Source organism: Pseudomonas sp. YA1, assembly GCF_058680555.1.
Genome location: NZ_JBZWBG010000002.1, coordinates 114,156 through 130,593 on the forward strand (window position 1 = coordinate 114,156; position 16,438 = coordinate 130,593).

Genomic DNA, 16,438 nt, shown 5'->3' on the forward strand with positions numbered 1-16,438 from the left:
TCTACCCCGCTCGCCGACCAGGCGTCCCACCAGGCGCCACACCCCGACCCATGCGCGACAGACGCGGGCGGGCGCAACACCTTAGGCAACACCACGGGGAGGAAAACGGCGGGTCGTCCCGCCTTTCCTCGAGCGCTCCAGGGCGCGGAAAGGCAGGGCCGACCTGAATGGTTGACGCTCTAGAGAGAGAGACGGCATGGTCTTTTCTTCAAACGTGTTCCTGTTCCTGTTCCTGCCGGTCTTTCTCGGCCTGTACTACCTGAGCGGCGAACGTTACCGGAACCTGCTGCTGCTGATCGCCAGCTACCTGTTCTACGCCTGGTGGCGGGTGGACTTCCTCCTGCTGTTCGCCGGGGTCACCGTCTTCAACTACTGGATCGGCCTGCGCATCGGCGCCGCCGGCGTACGCACCAGGGCCGCGCAACGCTGGCTGATCCTCGGCGTGGTGGTCGACCTCTGCGTGCTCGGCTACTTCAAGTACGCCAACTTCGGCGTCGACAGCCTCAACGAGATCATCACCTCGTTCGGCATGCAGCCGTTCGTGCTGACCCACATCCTGCTGCCGATCGGCATCTCCTTCTACACCTTCGAGTCGATCAGCTACATCATCGACGTCTACCGCGGCGATACCCCGGCGACCCACAACCTGATCGACTTCGCCGCCTTCGTCGCGATCTTCCCGCACCTGATCGCCGGCCCGGTGCTGCGCTTCAAGGACCTGGTCGACCAGTTCAACCACCGCACCCACACCGTCGACAAGTTCGCCGAAGGCTGCACCCGCTTCATGCAGGGCTTCGTCAAGAAGGTGTTCATCGCCGACACCCTGGCCGCCCTCGCCGACCACTGCTTCGCCCTGCAGAACCCGACCACCGGCGACGCCTGGCTCGGCGCCCTGGCCTACACCGCGCAGCTCTACTTCGACTTCTCCGGCTACAGCGACATGGCCATCGGCCTCGGCCTGATGATGGGCTTCCGCTTCATGGAGAACTTCAACCAGCCCTACATCAGCCAGTCGATCACCGAGTTCTGGCGGCGCTGGCACATCAGCCTGTCGACCTGGCTGCGCGACTACCTCTACATCAGCCTGGGCGGCAACCGCGGCAGCACCTTCCAGACCTACCGCAACCTGTTCCTGACCATGCTCCTCGGCGGCCTGTGGCACGGCGCCAACTTCACCTACATCATCTGGGGCGCCTGGCACGGCATGTGGCTGGCGATCGAGCGGGCCCTCGGAGTGAACGCCGCGCCGCGCGTGCTCAACCCGTTGAAGTGGGCGTTCACCTTCCTCCTGGTGGTGATCGGCTGGGTGATCTTCCGCGCCGAGAACCTGCAGGTCGCCTGGCGCATGTACGAAGCCATGTTCAGCTTCGGCACCTGGCAGCTCTCCGAACTGAACCGCGCCAGCCTCACCGGCCTGCAGGTCGGCACCCTGGTCCTGGCCTACCTGGTGCTGGCGTTCTTCGGCCTGCGCCAGTTCTACAACCAGCCATTGCAGACCAAGGCGCCCAAAGCCGCGGCGAACAGCGACGAAGTGGCCGCCGACGGCCCGGCCAGTGCCCAGCCGCGCGCCCCGCGCGAGGCCGCCGGCGACCCGGCGGCGATCGCCTACTCGCCGAGCGGCGCGCTGGTCTACCAGCCGAGCTGGCTCAGCCAGTTGCCCGTCCTGGCCACCCGCCTGGCGCTGCTCCTGCTGTTCGCCGCCTCGGTGCTGAAGCTCTCCGCGCAGAGCTACTCGCCATTCCTCTACTTCCAGTTCTGAGCGAGGCCCACGCCATGACACAGAGCATTTCCCGCCCCCTGCAATACGCCTATATCGCCGCCTTCGGCGGGCTGCTGCTGGGGCTCGCCGGATGGTCGCTGAAGAGCGTGCCGGGCTTCTCCGCCGCGGCCGATACGCCACTGCTCAACGGCAAGCTGGCGCACGCCTTCGAAGCCCACTACGACAAGGAATTCCCGATCAAGCGCCTGGGCACCAACCTCTGGGCCGCACTCGACTACACGCTGTTCCACGAAGGCCGCCCCGGCGTGGTGATCGGCAAGGACGGCTGGCTGTTCACCGACGAAGAGTTCAAGCCGGCGCCGAGCGGCCAGCAACTGGAAGACAACTGGGCACTGGTGCGCGGCGTGCAGCGCGAGCTGAACCGGCGCGGCGTCAAGCTGGTGCTCGCGGTGATCCCGGCCAAGGCCCGCCTGTATCCCGAGCACATCGGCCGCGAGCAGCCGGCCGCGCTGCACGACAGCCTCTACCAGGACTTCCTGGCCCGCGCCCGCGCCGCCGGCATCGACAGTCCCGACCTGCTCGGCAGCCTGCGCCAGGCCAAGGACAACGGCGCGGTATTCCTGCGCACCGACACCCACTGGTCGCCGCTCGGCGCGGAAACCGTGGCCCAGCGCCTCGGCGCGGAGATCCGCGAGACGCACCTGCTGGATGTGCCGGCGCAGAACTTCGTCACCCGCGTCGGCGAAGAACGCACGCACAAGGGCGACCTGCTCAGCTTCCTGCCGCTCGACCCGCTGTTCGACGAACTGCTGCCGCGTCCGGAGCAGTTGCAGCAACGCACCACCGAAGCCGCGCCGGCACTGCCGGGCGGCCAGCAGTCCGGCGCGGGCGACGACCTCTTCGGCGATAGCCAGCAACCGCGCCTGGCGCTGGTCGGCACCAGCTACAGCGCCAACCCCAGGTGGAACTTCGAGGGCGCGCTGAAACAGGCGCTGTCCGCCGACCTGATCAATTACGCGAAGGAAGGCAAGGGCCCCCTCGAACCGATGCTGGAACTGCTGCAGGACGAAGGCTTCCGCAAGGACCCGCCGCAACTGCTGGTCTGGGAGTTTCCCGAGCGCTACCTGCCGATGGCCAGCGACCTCAGCCAGTTCGACGCCGACTGGGTCGCCCAGCTGAAGGCCAGTGGCGGCCGCGACGAGCGCCTGGCCGCCAGCCGCAACGATTGAACGAACACAGCCAAGGCTGTTTACCCACGGGGCCGAGCGCCCCGCTGAAGAAGAAGCAACGGAGGAATACCCATGAACCCGATGACCCGCCGCCACACCTGGACCCGCCTGGCCTGCGCACTTTCCCTCGGCGTCGCCGCATTCGCCGCGCAGGCCGACGAGGGCGCCCTGTACGGGCCCCAGGCACCCAAGGGCTCGGCCTTCGTCCGCGCCTACAACGCCGGCAACAGCGAACTCGACGTGTCGGTCGGCAGCACCAGCCTGAACGACGTCGCGCCGCTCGGTTCCAGCGACTTCAAGTTCCTCCCCCCCGGCAGCTACACCGCCCAGGTCGGCCAGCAGAGCCTGCCGGTCAAGCTCGACCCGGACAGCTACTACACCCTGGTCAGCCAGCCCGGCGGCAAGCCGCAGCTGGTGGCCGAGCCGCCGTTCAAGAACAAGCAGAAGGCGCTGGTGCGGGTGCAGAACCTCAGCGGCTCGAAGCTGACCCTGAAGACCGCCGACGGCAAGACCGACGTGGTCAAGGACGTCGGCCCGCAAAGCCACGGCGACCGCGAGATCAACCCGGTGAAGGTGAACCTGGCGCTGTTCGACGGCAGCAAGAAGGTCAGCGACCTGAAGCCGGTCACCCTGGCCCGCGGCGAGGTGGTCTGCCTGTACGTCACCGGCAGCGGCGGCAAGCTCGCGCCGGTCTGGGTCAAGCGCCCGGTGAAGGCGGACTGAGACCGACCGGGAGAGGCTCGCCCCTCCCGGCATTCCACACAACAAGACCGGCCCGACACCGGCGCACCAACCGTCAGCGCTCCCGCAGAAGGAGCGCACTGGAGAGGTCACCCGGGGCTCCGTGGAGCCCGGTAACGAGATATCCCGCCGCGCGGCGGGATCCCTAGACAGACGCATCGCTTCAAGGAGAAACAACATGATCCCAGTAATCCTTTCCGGTGGCAGCGGCTCGCGACTCTGGCCTCTTTCCCGCAAGCAGTACCCCAAGCAGTTCCTCGCCCTTACCGGCGACGACACCCTGTTCCAGCAGACCATCAAGCGCCTGGCCTTCGACGGCATGCAGGCGCCGCTGCTGGTGTGCAACAAGGAGCACCGCTTCATCGTCCAGGAACAGCTGGAGGCACAGAACCTGGCGAGCCAGGCGATCCTCCTCGAACCCTTCGGCCGCAACACGGCGCCGGCGGTGGCCATCGCCGCGATGAAACTGGTCGCCGAAGGCCGCGACGAACTGCTGCTGATCCTTCCCGCCGACCACGTGATCGAGGACCAGCGCGCCTTCCAGCAGGCCCTGGCGCTGGCCACCAACGCCGCCGAAAAGGGCGAGATGGTGCTCTTCGGCATTCCCGCCAGCCGCCCCGAGACCGGCTACGGCTACATCCGCGCGAGCGCCGATGCGCAACTGCCGGAAGGCGTCAGCCGGGTGCAGAGCTTCGTCGAGAAACCCGACGAAGCCCGCGCCCGCGAGTTCGTCGCCGCCGGCGGCTACTACTGGAACAGCGGCATGTTCCTGTTCCGCGCCAGCCGCTACCTGGAAGAACTGAAGAAGCACGACGCCGACATCTACGACACCTGCCTGCTGGCCCTGGAGCGCAGCCAGCACGACGGCGACCTGGTGAACATCGACGCCGCCACCTTCGAATGCTGCCCGGACAACTCCATCGACTACGCGGTGATGGAGAAGACCTCGCGCGCCTGCGTGGTGCCGCTGTCCGCCGGCTGGAACGACGTCGGCAGCTGGTCGTCGATCTGGGACGTGCACGCCAAGGACGCCAACGGCAACGTCACCAAGGGCGACGTGCTGGTCCACGACAGCCACAACTGCCTGGTGCACGGCAACGGCAAGCTGGTCTCGGTGATCGGCCTGGAGGACATCGTGGTGGTGGAAACCAAGGACGCCATGATGATCGCCCACAAGGACCGGGTGCAGGACGTCAAGCACGTGGTCAAGGACCTCGACGCCCAGGGCCGCAGCGAGACCCAGAACCACTGCGAGGTCTACCGTCCGTGGGGCTCCTACGACTCGGTGGACATGGGCGGCCGCTTCCAGGTCAAGCACATCACCGTGAAGCCCGGCGCGCGCCTCTCGCTGCAGATGCACCACCACCGCGCCGAGCACTGGATCGTGGTTTCCGGGACCGCCCAGGTGACCTGCGACGACAAGACCTTCCTGCTCACCGAGAACCAGTCGACCTACATCCCGATCGCCTCCGTGCACCGCCTGGCCAACCCCGGCAAGATCCCGCTGGAGATCATCGAGGTGCAGTCCGGCAGCTACCTCGGCGAGGACGACATCGAGCGCCTGGAAGACGTCTACGGGCGCACCGCCGAACCGGCCCTGCAAGTGGTCGCCGGCAGCCGCTGAAGCGTCGACCCGGCCCCCTGGCGGAGCGATCCGCCAGGGGGTTGTTTTTTTCCGACAACCCACGGGATTGACTTTCCCTGGCCCTCCCCATATTTCCATAAAGTTTCCGGAATATTCACGGGGAGCGGACATCAAGTATTAATGAACCCTTAAAGAAACAGGACTCGGGTTATTAATAAAGGCCACTCAGAAAACACCCGAGATCCATTCCAACCAACCCTGCAAGCCCCTGAAAACGCGGCTTCCGGCTTTATCCTCCAGTTTCTTCGAGTTCGTTCAGTCTTCATTCAGCCGTTGTTAAGCGAGTCTTAACAAACGTTCAGGCAGCATTCAGCGACATATAAATAACCTCTTCGTACCGCCCTCCCAGTACCGAGGCTTCATTACATGTCACTGGACTTTCTGCCATTCTCCCGGCCAAGCATCGGCGAGGACGAAATCGCCGCCGTGGAGCAGGTCCTGCGTTCCGGCTGGATCACCACCGGGCCGAAGAACCAGGAGCTCGAACAGCGCTTCGCCGAACGCCTCGGCTGCCGCCACGCGGTGGCGCTATCCTCGGCCACCGGCGCCCTGCACGTCACCCTGCTGGCGCTGGGCATCGGCCCCGGCGACGAAGTGATCACGCCGTCGCTGACCTGGGTCTCCACCGCCAACGTCATCACCCTGCTCGGCGCCACCCCGGTGTTCGTCGACGTCGACCGCGACACCCTGATGTGTTCGGCGCAGGCAGTGGAAGCCGCCATCGGCCCGCGCACCCGCGCCATCGTGCCGGTTCACTACGCCGGCTCCACCCTGGATCTCGAAGGCCTGCGCACGGTCGCCGGGCGCCACGGCATCGCCCTGGTCGAGGACGCCGCCCACGCGGTCGGCAGCGAATACCGCGGGCGCCCGGTAGGCTCCCGCGGCACGGCGATCTTTTCCTTCCACGCGATCAAGAACCTGACCTGCGCCGAAGGCGCGATGTTCGTCAGCGACGACAGCGCCCTCGCCGAACGGGTCCGCCGCCTCAAGTTCCACGGCCTCGGGGTCGATGCCTACGACCGCCTGAGCCATGGACGCAAGCCGCAGGCGGAAGTGATCGAGCCCGGTTTCAAATACAACCTGGCCGACCTCAATGCCGCCCTCGCGCTGGTCCAGCTCAAGCGCCTGGACGCGCTCAACGCGCGCCGCCAGGCCCTCGCCGAACGCTACCTGGAACGCCTCGCCGGCCTGCCGCTGGCGCCGCTCGGCCTGCCCGCGCACGAGCAGCGCCACGCCTGGCACCTGTTCATCCTGCGCATCGACGCCGAGGCCTGCGGCCTGGGCCGCGACGCCTTCATGGAAGCCCTGAAGGCGCGCGGCATCGGTAGCGGCATCCATTTCATCGCCAGTCACCTGCACCACTACTACCGCCAGCGCCAGCCGCGCCTGAGCCTGCCCAACAGCGAGTGGAACTCGGCCCGCCTGTGCTCCATCCCGCTGTTCCCCGACATGCGCGACGACGACATCGAGCGCGTCGCCCGCGCCATCGAGGACATCCTGGAGAAACGTCGATGAAGCCCTATCCGATCGACCTGGTCTCGGTGGTGATCCCGGTCTACAACGAGGAAGCCAGCCTGCCCGAACTGCTGCGCCGCACCGAGGCCGCCTGCCTGGAGCTGGGCCGCGCCTTCGAGATCGTGCTGGTCGACGACGGCAGCCGCGACCGCTCCGCGGAACTCTTGCAGGCCGCCGCCGAACGCGACGGCAGCGCCGTGGTGGCGGTGATCCTCAACCGCAACTACGGCCAGCACGCGGCGATCCTCGCCGGCTTCGAACAGTCCCGTGGCGACCTGGTGATCACCCTCGATGCCGACCTGCAGAACCCGCCGGAGGAAATCCCGCGCCTGGTGGAGCGCGCCGCGCAGGGCTACGACGTGGTCGGCAGCATCCGCGCCGAGCGCCAGGACTCGGCCTGGCGGCGCTGGCCTTCGCGCCTGGTGAACCTGGCGGTGCAGCGCTCCACCGGGGTCGCCATGCACGACTACGGCTGCATGCTGCGCGCCTACCGGCGCAGCATCGTCGAAGCGATGCTGGCCTGCCGCGAACGCAGTACCTTCATCCCGATCCTGGCCAACGGCTTCGCCCGGCATACCTGCGAGATCCGCGTCGCCCACGCCGAGCGCGCCCACGGCGAATCGAAATACAGCGCGATGCGCCTGCTCAACCTGATGTTCGACCTGGTCACCTGCATGACCACCACGCCGCTGCGCCTGCTCAGCCTGGTCGGCGGTGGCATGGCCCTGGCCGGCTTCCTCTTCGCCCTGTTCCTCCTCGTGCTGCGCCTGGCCTTCGGCGCCGCCTGGGCCGGCAACGGCCTGTTCGTGCTGTTCGCCGTGCTGTTCATGTTCAGCGGCGTGCAGTTGCTCGGCATGGGCCTGCTCGGCGAGTACCTCGGGCGCATGTACAGCGACGTGCGCGCGCGGCCGCGCTTCTTCATCGAGCGCGTGGTCCGCGCCACGCCCTCCGCGCTTCCCTCGGCCCTGCAGCGGGCCGGTTTCACCTCTTCATCCAGCGAGCCTTCCACGCCATGACCTCGAAAGCCGTCGTCTTCGCCTACCACGACATCGGTTGCACCGGTATCGAAGCCCTGCTCAATGCCGGCTACGAGATCGCCGCCGTCTTCACCCATGCCGACGACCCACGGGAAAACACCTTCTACGCCTCGGTCGCGCGCCTCTGCGCCGAGCGCGGCATTCCGCTGCACGCGCCCGAGGACGTGAACCATCCGCTGTGGCTGGAGCGCATCCGCCAACTGCGCCCGGACTATCTGTTCTCCTTCTACTACCGCCGCCTGCTTGGCGCCGAACTGCTCGCCTGCGCCGCACGCGGCGCCTACAACCTGCACGGTTCGCTGCTGCCGCGCTACCGCGGACGCGCCCCGGCGAACTGGGTGCTGGTCAACGGCGAAACGCAGACCGGGGTGACCCTGCATCGCATGATCGAGCGCGCCGACGCAGGGCCGATCCTCGCCCAGCAGGCCGTCGCCATCGACCCCGAGGACACCGCCCTGAGCCTGCACGGCAAGCTGCGCAAGGCCGCCGGCGCCCTGCTGCGCGACAGCCTGCCGCTGCTCGCCCTCGGCGTGCTGCCGGAAGTCGAGCAGGACGAGAGCCAGGCCAGCCACTTCGGCCGGCGCACCCCGGCGGACGGCCTGCTCGACTGGCACAGGCCGGCACGGCAGTTGTACGACCTGGTGCGCGCGGTGACCCAGCCCTACCCTGGTGCCTTCTGCCAGGTCGGCGAACAGAAGCTGATCGTCTGGAGCGCCGAGGTGGTCGCCGGCAACCACGGTCGCGAGCCGGGCAGCGTACTGTCCTGCGACCCGCTGCGGATCGCCTGCGGCGAGGACTCGCTGGTGCTGCGCTTCGGCCAGCGCGGCGAGCGCGGCCTGTACCTGGCCGGCACGCAACTGGCCACCGAGCTGGGCCTGGTCGAGGGCGCGCGCCTGCGTGGCGCGGCGTCCGGCCCGCAGCGCCGCACGCGGGTGCTGATCCTCGGGGTCAACGGCTTCATCGGCAACCACCTGTCCGAACGCCTGCTGCGCGACGGGCGCTACGAGGTCCACGGCATGGACATCGGCTCCGACGCCATCGAACGGCTCAAGGCCGACCCGCATTTCCACTTCGTCGAAGGCGACATCGGCATCCATTCGGAGTGGCTCGAATACCATGTGAAGAAATGCGACGTGATCCTGCCGCTGGTGGCCATCGCCACGCCCATCGAGTACACGCGCAACCCGCTGCGGGTGTTCGAACTGGACTTCGAGGAAAACCTGCGGATCGTCCGCTACTGCGTGAAATACGGCAAACGCGTGGTGTTCCCTTCCACCTCCGAGGTCTACGGCATGTGCCAGGACCCGGACTTCGACGAAGACCGCTCGAACCTGGTGGTCGGGCCGATCAACAAGCAGCGCTGGATCTACTCGGTGTCCAAGCAGTTGCTCGACCGGGTGATCTGGGCCTATGGCCAGCAGGGCCTGCGCTTCACCCTGTTCCGTCCGTTCAACTGGATGGGCCCGCGCCTGGACCGCCTGGATTCGGCGCGGATCGGCAGCTCGCGGGCGATCACCCAGCTCATCCTGCACCTGGTCGAAGGCACGCCGATCCGCCTGGTCGACGGCGGCGCGCAGAAGCGCTGCTTCACCGACGTCGACGACGGCATCGAGGCCCTCGCGCGGATCATCGACAACCGCGACGGCCGCTGCGACGGGCAGATCGTCAACATCGGCAACCCGGACAACGAGGCGAGCATCCGCCAGCTCGGCGAGGAACTGCTGCGCCAGTTCGAGGCCCACCCGCTGCGCGCGCAGTTCCCGCCCTTCGCCGGCTTCCGCGAGGTGGAGAGCCGCAGCTTCTACGGCGACGGCTACCAGGACGTGGCCCACCGCAAGCCGAGCATCGACAACGCCCGGCGCCTGCTCGACTGGCAGCCCACCATCGAACTGCGCGAGACCATCGGCAAGACCCTCGACTTCTTCCTCCACGAAGCGCTCCGCGAGCGCGAGGCACAGGCGTGATCCAGGCCGGCCTGCGCATCGACGTCGACACCTTCCGCGGCACCCGCGACGGGGTGCCGCGGCTGCTCGACCTGCTCGACGAAGCCGGGCTGAAGGCGACCTTCTTCTTCAGCGTCGGCCCGGACAACATGGGCCGCCACCTCTGGCGCCTGGCGCGCCCGGCGTTCTTCTGGAAGATGCTCCGCTCGCGCGCCGCCAGCCTGTATGGCTGGGACATCCTGCTGGCCGGCACCGCCTGGCCGGGCAAGCCGATCGGCCGCGAACTCGGCCCGCTGATGCGGCGGACCCAGGCCGCCGGCCACGAGGTCGGCCTGCACGCCTGGGACCACCATGCCTGGCAGACCCACGCCGGCGTCTGGAGCGTGCAGCAGCTCGGCGAGCAGATCCGCCGCGGCAGCGATTGCCTGGCGGACATCCTCGGCCAGCCGGTGCGTTGTTCCGCCGCCGCCGGCTGGCGCGCCGACGGCCGGGTGGTCGAGGCCAAGCAGCCCTTCGGCTTCCGCTACAACAGCGACTGCCGCGGACGCGGCGCGTTCCGCCCGCGCCTGGCCGACGGCAGCCCCGGCATCCCGCAGGTGCCGGTGAACCTGCCGACCTTCGACGAGGTGGTCGGTCCCGGCCTACCGCGCGAGGCCTACAACGACTTCATCCTGGAACGCTTCGCCGCTGGCCGCGACAACGTCTACACCATCCACGCCGAGGTCGAGGGGCTGCTCCTCGCCCCGGCGTTCCGCGAACTGCTGCGGCGCGCCGAACGGCGCGGCATCCGCTTCCGCCCGTTGGGCGAACTGCTGCCGGACGATCCGCGCAGCCTGCCGCTGGCCGAACTGGTGCGAGGCCGCCTGGCCGGCCGCGAGGGCTGGCTGGGAGTGCGCCAGCCATGAGCCGCCGCCAGACCTGGTCGCTGCTGCTGATCGCCTTCGGCCTGTTCTACCTGGTTCCACTGAGCAACCATGGCCTGTGGATTCCCGACGAGACCCGCTACGCGCAGATCAGCCAGGCGATGCTGCTGGGCGGCGACTGGGTGTCGCCGCACTTCCTCGGCCTGCGCTACTTCGAGAAGCCGGTCGCCGGCTACTGGATGATCGCCCTCGGCCAGGCGGTCTTCGGCGAAAACCTGTTCGGCGTGCGCATCGCCTCGGTCGTCGCCACCGCCCTCAGCGTCCTGCTCGCCTACCTGCTGGCCCGCCGCCTGTGGCGCGACCCGCGCACCAGCCTGGCGTGCGCGCTGCTCTACGCCAGCTTCGGCTTGATCGCCGGGCAGTCCGGCTATGCCAACCTCGACCCGCAATTCACCTTCTGGGTCAACCTGAGCCTGGTGGCGCTGTGGCATGCCCTCGACGCGGGGAGCCGCCGCGCGCGCCTGCTCGGCTGGACCCTGCTCGGCCTCGCCTGCGGCATGGGCTTCCTGACCAAGGGCTTCCTCGCCTGGCTGCTGCCGGTGCTGGTCGCCCTGCCCTACATGCTCTGGCAGCGGCGCTGGCGCGAGCTGCTTGGCTACGGCGCGCTGGCGGTGCTGGTGGCGCTGCTCGTCTGCCTGCCCTGGGCGCTCGCCGTGCATGCGCGGGAAGCGGACTACTGGCGGTTCTTCTTCTGGCACGAACACATCCGCCGCTTCGCCGGCGAAGACGCCCAGCACTCTCGCCCGTGGTGGTTCTACCTGCCGTTGCTGGCGGTCGCCTGCCTGCCCTGGAGTGGCCTGCTGCCGAGCGCGCTGCGCCAGGCCTGGCACGAGCGGCGCCAGGCGCCGGTGGTCTTCCTGGCGCTATGGCTGCTGTTGCCGCTGGCGTTCTTCAGCCTGAGCCGGGGCAAGCTGCCGACCTACATCATGCCCTGCCTGCTGCCGCTGGCACTGCTCATGGGCCACGCCCTGGTGCAGCGGCTGCGCCTGGGGAACAGCGTCGCGCTGCGCGGCAACGGGCTGCTCAACCTGGGCCTGGCGCTCCTCGCGCTGGCGGCCCTGGCCTACCTGCAACTGCGCAAGCCGGTGTACCAGGAAGAACCCTTCGAGCTGTTCCTGGTCCTGCTGGTGATCGGCGCCTGGGCCGCCGCCGGCCTCGCCCAGTGGCGCTACCCGCTACGCGCCTGGGCCGCGCCGCTGCTGGCGAGCTGGGTGCTGATCGCGCTGCTGCCGGCAGCGATGCCCAACCATGTGGTGCAGAACAAGACCCCCGACCTGTTCGTCGCCGAACACCTCGACGAACTGGCCGGCGCCCGCCATCTGCTGAGCAACGACCTCGGCGCCGCCTCGGCCCTCGCCTGGCGCCTGCGCCGTAGCGACGTGACGCTCTACGACACGCGCGGCGAGCTGAAGTACGGCCTCTCCTACCCCGAGCACAGCCAGCGCAGCGTGCCCTTGGCAGACATCCGCCAGTGGCTCTGGCGGGCACGCCAGGACGGCTCGGTGGCCGTGCTGCTGCGGATCAACGGCGCCAGCGACCGCTACCAGCTGGCGCTGTTGCCGGGCGACGGCGAACGCTACCGGAACGGCAACCTGGTCCTGGCGATCCTGCCGCAGGTGCGCCCATGAGCGCCGCGCTGCTGCTCGCCACCCTGCTCATGACCGGCCTCGGCCAGGTTGCGCAGAAGCTCACCGTGGAGCACTGGCGCCTGGTCGCCACCGACGGCTGGACGGCGCGCCTGCGCAGTCCGTGGCCGTGGCTGGCGCTGCTCGCCCTCGGACTCGGCCTGCTCTGCTGGCTGCTGCTCCTGCAACGGGTGGAAGTCGGCAGCGCCTATCCGATGCTGGCGCTGAACTTCGTCCTGGTCACCCTGGCGGCACGCTTCGTCTTCGATGAGCCGGTGGATCGCCGCCACCTCGCCGGCCTGTTGCTGATCGTCGCCGGCGTGGTCCTGCTCGGGAGGAGCGCATGAACGCGCTACGCGGCTGGCTGGCGGCGCTAGGCAGCATGCTGCTGGCCAGCGCCGCCCAGCTCGGCATGCGCTGGGGCATGAGCCGCCTGCCGCTGCCGGAAGCCTGGGCCGGGCAAACGCCGGAGCGCGCCGCGTTGCTCGCGGTAGCCCTGGCGGTGGCGGCCTACGCCGCCTCCCTGCTGTGCTGGCTGGCCGCCCTGCGCCACCTGCCGCTGGGCCGCGCCTACAGCCTGTTGAGCGCCAGCTACGCGCTGGTCTACCTGCTGGCGGCGAGCCTGCCGGCGTTCGATGAAACCTTCAGTACCAGCAAGACCCTGGGCGTAGGCCTGGTGGTGCTCGGCGTGTTGACCGTCAACGCCCGCCGCACCGCTGCCGCGCCCGCGCATCATCCGTCGAGGAAAGCACCATGAAGATCAGCGTATTCGGCAGTGGCTATGTAGGACTGGTGCAGGCCGCCGTCCTCGCCGAAGTGGACCACGATGTACTGTGCATGGACATCGACCGGAACAAGGTCGAACGCCTCGCGCAGGGCCTCGCCAGCATCTACGAACCCGGGCTCGACGCCTTGCTGCGCGAAGGCCTGGACAGCGGCCGCCTGCGTTTCAGCAGCGATGCGCGCCTCGCCGTGGAACACGGCCGGGTGCAGTTCATCGCGGTCGGCACCCCGCCTGGCGAGGACGGCGCGGCCGATCTCGGCGCGGTCTTCGCGGTGGCCGATGCCATCGCCGAGCATCGCCGCAAGCCCATCATCGTGGTGGAGAAATCGACCGTCCCGGTAGGCACCGGCGACCGCCTGCGCGCGCACATCGAGCGGCGCCTGGAAGCCGACGGACGCGAACTGGAATTCGAGATCGTCTCCAACCCGGAATTCCTCAAGGAAGGCTCCGCCGTCGCCGACTGCCGACGCCCGGACCGCATCGTGGTCGGCTGCGACAACGAAGAGGTGCGCCAGGTGATGCGCGAACTCTACGAGCCGTTCAACCGCAACCACGACCGCATGCTGTTCATGGGCCTGCGCAGCGCCGAACTGACCAAGTACGCGGCGAACGGCATGCTGGCGACCAAGATCAGCTTCATCAACCAGATCGCCGAACTGGCCGAACACCTCGGCGCCGACATCGAGGCGGTGCGCCAGGGCATCGGCGCCGACCCACGGATCGGCTACCACTTCATCTACCCCGGCTGCGGCTACGGCGGCTCCTGCTTCCCCAAGGACATGCGCGCGCTGATCCACAGCGCCGAGCAGGCGCATTGCTCCAGCGACCTGTTGCAGGCAGTGGAAGCGATCAACCGGCGGCAGAAGCACAAGCTGTTCGAACGCATCCGGGTGTTCTACGACGGCGACCTGCGCGGCAAGACCTTCGCCCTCTGGGGCCTGGCCTTCAAGCCGAACACCGACGACATGCGCGACGCACCCAGCCGCGAACTGATGGAAGCGCTCTGGCGCCACGGCGCGCAGGTGCGCGCCTACGATCCCGAAGCCATGCAGGAAACCCAGCGGCTCTATGGCCACGACGAACGCCTGAGCCTGATGGGCACCCCCGAGGCGACCCTGGGAGGCGCCGATGCGCTGGTCATCTGCACCGAGTGGCAGCAATTCAAGGCACCGGATTTCGAGCTGCTCAAGGAGCGCCTGAAGGCCCCGGTGATCTTCGACGGGCGCAACCTCTACGACCCCGAGCGCATGGCCCGCCACGGCTTCCACTACTACCCGATGGGACGCGGGCAGTCCTGCTCGTTGCCGATCAACGAGGCCAGCCTCGCACAGGAAGATGGCTTGCGCCTGTTGCGCCAGGCCTGAGGCCGCCCCAGGTCGGATCGACCGCTGGGGCGAATAACCGCTTGCGGTTATCCGCCGGTTCTCCGGAGTCTCGGCGGATAACGCCTGCGGCGTTATTCGCCCTCCCCCCTGCCACGTCGCTCAGGTGGCGTAGGGCGCATGACCGCCTCGCGGTTATCCGCCAGCCGCCGGTTCGCGCGAGGTCGAGGTTCCCAGCGCCAGCCCCGGCTCGGCGCCGCGCTTGAGCACGGCGTAGAGCAGCCCGGTAAGCAGACTGCCGGCGACGATCGCCAGCAGGTACGCCAGGGCGTGGTTGATCGCGTTGGGCACCAGCATCACGAACAACCCGCCGTGAGGCGCCTGCAACTTGCAGCCGAAATACATCGACAGGGCACCGGTCAGCGCGCCGCCGGCGATGCTCGCCGGGATCACCCGCAACGGGTCCTTGGCGGCGAACGGGATCGCGCCTTCGGAGATGAAGCACAGCCCCAGCACCGAGGCTGCCTTGCCGGCCTGCCGCTCGCTCTCGGCGAACTTGCGCCGCGCCAGCAGGGTCGCCAGGCCCATGCCGATCGGCGGCACCATGCCCGCCGCCATCACCGCCGCCATCGGCGCGTAGCTGTGCGACGAGAGCAGGCCGATGGAAAAGGCGTAGGCGGCCTTGTTGACCGGTCCGCCGAGGTCGACGCACATCATCCCGCCGAGCAGCAGGCCGAGGAGGATGGCATTGGAGGTGCCCATGCCGTCGAGGAACCCGGTCAGTGCCGCGAGCATCCCGGCCACCGGCTTGCCGACCACGTAGAGCATCAGCAGGCCGGTGACCAGGCTGGCCAGCAGCGGGATGACCAGGATCGGCTTCAGCGCTTCCAGGCTCGCCGGCAGCCTCAGCCCGTGGCTGATGGCCCGCGCCGCATAGCCGGCGATGAAGCCGGCGACTATCCCGCCGATGAACCCGGCGCCGAGGGTCCCGGCGAGCAGGCCGCCGAGCATGCCCGGCGCCAGGCCCGGGCGGTCGGCGATGGAATAGGCGATGTAGCCGGCGAGCATCGGCACCATCAGGACGAAAGCCGTGTCGCCGACCGTCCTCAGCACCGCCGCCAGGCTGCCCGGCTGCTTGTAGGCATCGATGCCGAAGGCCAGCGACAGGGCGATCAGCAGGCCGCCCGCGACCACCATCGGCAACATGAACGACACCCCGGTCAGCAGGTGCTTGTACACCCCGCGCTTCTCGTCCCTGGCGACCACCGCGCTGGCTGCGCCCGCGCTCTCGACCTGCCCTTCCGCCAGCGCCCGCTCGAGCGTCGCGCGGGCCTGCTTGAGGGCCACGCCGGTGCCGCAACGGTAGATCTTCTTGCCGGCGAAACGGGCCGTGTCCACGTCGATGTCGGCAGCCAGCAGGACCACGTCGGCGGCGGCGATGTCCGCCGGGTCGAGCGGGTTGCGCGCGCCGACTGAGCCCTGGGTCTCGACCTGCAACGCGAAGCCCAGTTGCCCCGCCGCGAGCTGCAACGCCTCGGCGGCCATGAAGGTATGCGCCACGCCGGTCGGACAGGCGGTCACCGCGACGATCCGCGGTGCCGCTCCGGCCTCCGGCGCAACCAGGCCGGCCTCGTCCCCGGCGACCTCCACGCTCGCCAGGGCGGCGGCCCGCTGGAGGAAGGCGCGCGGATCGGCCAGCGCCTCGGCGGGACGCGCGCGATACACCGGCTTGCCGACGAAACGCGCCGCCGCCAGCGGCTCGACGCCGACCAGCAGGACCCAGTCGGCTTCGGCGATCTGTTCGGCGCTCAGTTCGCCCTCGGGCCTCGACCCGGCATTCGCCTCGACGCAGGTTTCCCAGCCCAGGCGCTCGGCGGCGCCCCGCAGCAGGCGCGCGGCGAGCACGCTGGTGACCTGTCCGCCAGGGCAGGCGGTGACGATCGCTAGTTTCATC

13 protein-coding genes are annotated in these 16,438 nt (G+C 68.7%); 12 read left to right on the forward strand and 1 reads right to left on the reverse strand.

The genetic code is table 11. The features are described from left to right. The first annotated feature begins 196 nt into the window (after positions 1-196). The 12 genes from AC4OR5_RS02890 to AC4OR5_RS02945 all read left to right on the forward strand — a co-directional run bounded on the left by AC4OR5_RS02890 (position 197) and on the right by AC4OR5_RS02945 (position 14,526). Positions 197-1,759 (forward strand): MBOAT family O-acyltransferase, encoded by a 1,563-nt coding sequence (locus AC4OR5_RS02890; protein ID WP_022579708.1) that lies wholly within the window; start codon positions 197-199, stop codon positions 1,757-1,759. Positions 1,760-1,773: 14 nt separating this feature from the next. After that, on the forward strand, positions 1,774-2,949 hold the full coding sequence (gene algJ, locus AC4OR5_RS02895) for an alginate O-acetyltransferase (RefSeq protein ID WP_003092111.1): 1,176 nt from the start codon (positions 1,774-1,776) through the stop codon (positions 2,947-2,949). Between the two features lie 72 nt (positions 2,950-3,021). Beyond that, positions 3,022-3,672 (forward strand): alginate O-acetyltransferase AlgF, encoded by a 651-nt coding sequence (gene algF, locus AC4OR5_RS02900; RefSeq protein WP_003092112.1) that lies wholly within the window; start codon positions 3,022-3,024, stop codon positions 3,670-3,672. Between the two features lie 196 nt (positions 3,673-3,868). Then, positions 3,869-5,314, forward strand: a complete 1,446-nt coding sequence (locus AC4OR5_RS02905) for a mannose-1-phosphate guanylyltransferase/mannose-6-phosphate isomerase (RefSeq protein ID WP_003092113.1) — start codon at positions 3,869-3,871, stop codon at positions 5,312-5,314. A gap of 387 nt (positions 5,315-5,701) precedes the next feature. Beyond that, positions 5,702-6,850 (forward strand): UDP-4-amino-4-deoxy-L-arabinose aminotransferase, encoded by a 1,149-nt coding sequence (gene arnB, locus AC4OR5_RS02910; protein ID WP_003110468.1) that lies wholly within the window; start codon positions 5,702-5,704, stop codon positions 6,848-6,850. Then, the gene (gene arnC, locus AC4OR5_RS02915; RefSeq protein WP_003112880.1) at positions 6,847-7,866 is read left to right on the forward strand and encodes an undecaprenyl-phosphate 4-deoxy-4-formamido-L-arabinose transferase; all 1,020 of its coding nucleotides are present in this window, start codon (positions 6,847-6,849) and stop codon (positions 7,864-7,866) included. The genes arnB and arnC overlap by 4 nt, the downstream gene beginning before the upstream one ends. Beyond that, the gene (gene arnA / locus AC4OR5_RS02920) at positions 7,863-9,851 is read left to right on the forward strand and encodes a bifunctional UDP-4-amino-4-deoxy-L-arabinose formyltransferase/UDP-glucuronic acid oxidase ArnA (protein WP_023083378.1); all 1,989 of its coding nucleotides are present in this window, start codon (positions 7,863-7,865) and stop codon (positions 9,849-9,851) included. Before arnC ends, arnA begins: the two co-directional genes overlap by 4 nt. Further along, complete coding sequence (arnD, locus tag AC4OR5_RS02925; protein ID WP_058143397.1) at positions 9,848-10,735, forward strand: 4-deoxy-4-formamido-L-arabinose-phosphoundecaprenol deformylase; 888 nt, start codon at positions 9,848-9,850, stop codon at positions 10,733-10,735. The genes arnA and arnD overlap by 4 nt, the downstream gene beginning before the upstream one ends. After that, entirely contained in the window at positions 10,732-12,381 is a 1,650-nt protein-coding gene (arnT, locus tag AC4OR5_RS02930) for a lipid IV(A) 4-amino-4-deoxy-L-arabinosyltransferase (protein ID WP_058161216.1), read from the forward strand. Before arnD ends, arnT begins: the two co-directional genes overlap by 4 nt. Next, complete coding sequence (locus tag AC4OR5_RS02935) at positions 12,378-12,725, forward strand: EamA family transporter (protein WP_023106064.1); 348 nt, start codon at positions 12,378-12,380, stop codon at positions 12,723-12,725. Before arnT ends, AC4OR5_RS02935 begins: the two co-directional genes overlap by 4 nt. Further along, on the forward strand, positions 12,722-13,135 hold the full coding sequence (gene arnF, locus AC4OR5_RS02940) for a 4-amino-4-deoxy-L-arabinose-phosphoundecaprenol flippase subunit ArnF (RefSeq protein WP_003124269.1): 414 nt from the start codon (positions 12,722-12,724) through the stop codon (positions 13,133-13,135). The genes AC4OR5_RS02935 and arnF overlap by 4 nt, the downstream gene beginning before the upstream one ends. Continuing rightward, positions 13,132-14,526 carry a UDP-glucose 6-dehydrogenase gene (locus AC4OR5_RS02945; RefSeq protein WP_058161217.1) on the forward strand — a complete coding sequence of 465 codons (1,395 nt, stop codon included), beginning with the start codon at positions 13,132-13,134 and terminating at the stop codon, positions 14,524-14,526. Before arnF ends, AC4OR5_RS02945 begins: the two co-directional genes overlap by 4 nt. 153 nt (positions 14,527-14,679) lie before the next feature. Here AC4OR5_RS02945 and AC4OR5_RS02950 read toward each other — a convergent pair whose 3' ends face one another. Further along, entirely contained in the window at positions 14,680-16,437 is a 1,758-nt protein-coding gene (locus tag AC4OR5_RS02950) for a PTS fructose-like transporter subunit IIB (protein WP_058152244.1), read from the reverse strand. Position 16,438: the final 1 nt, after the last annotated feature.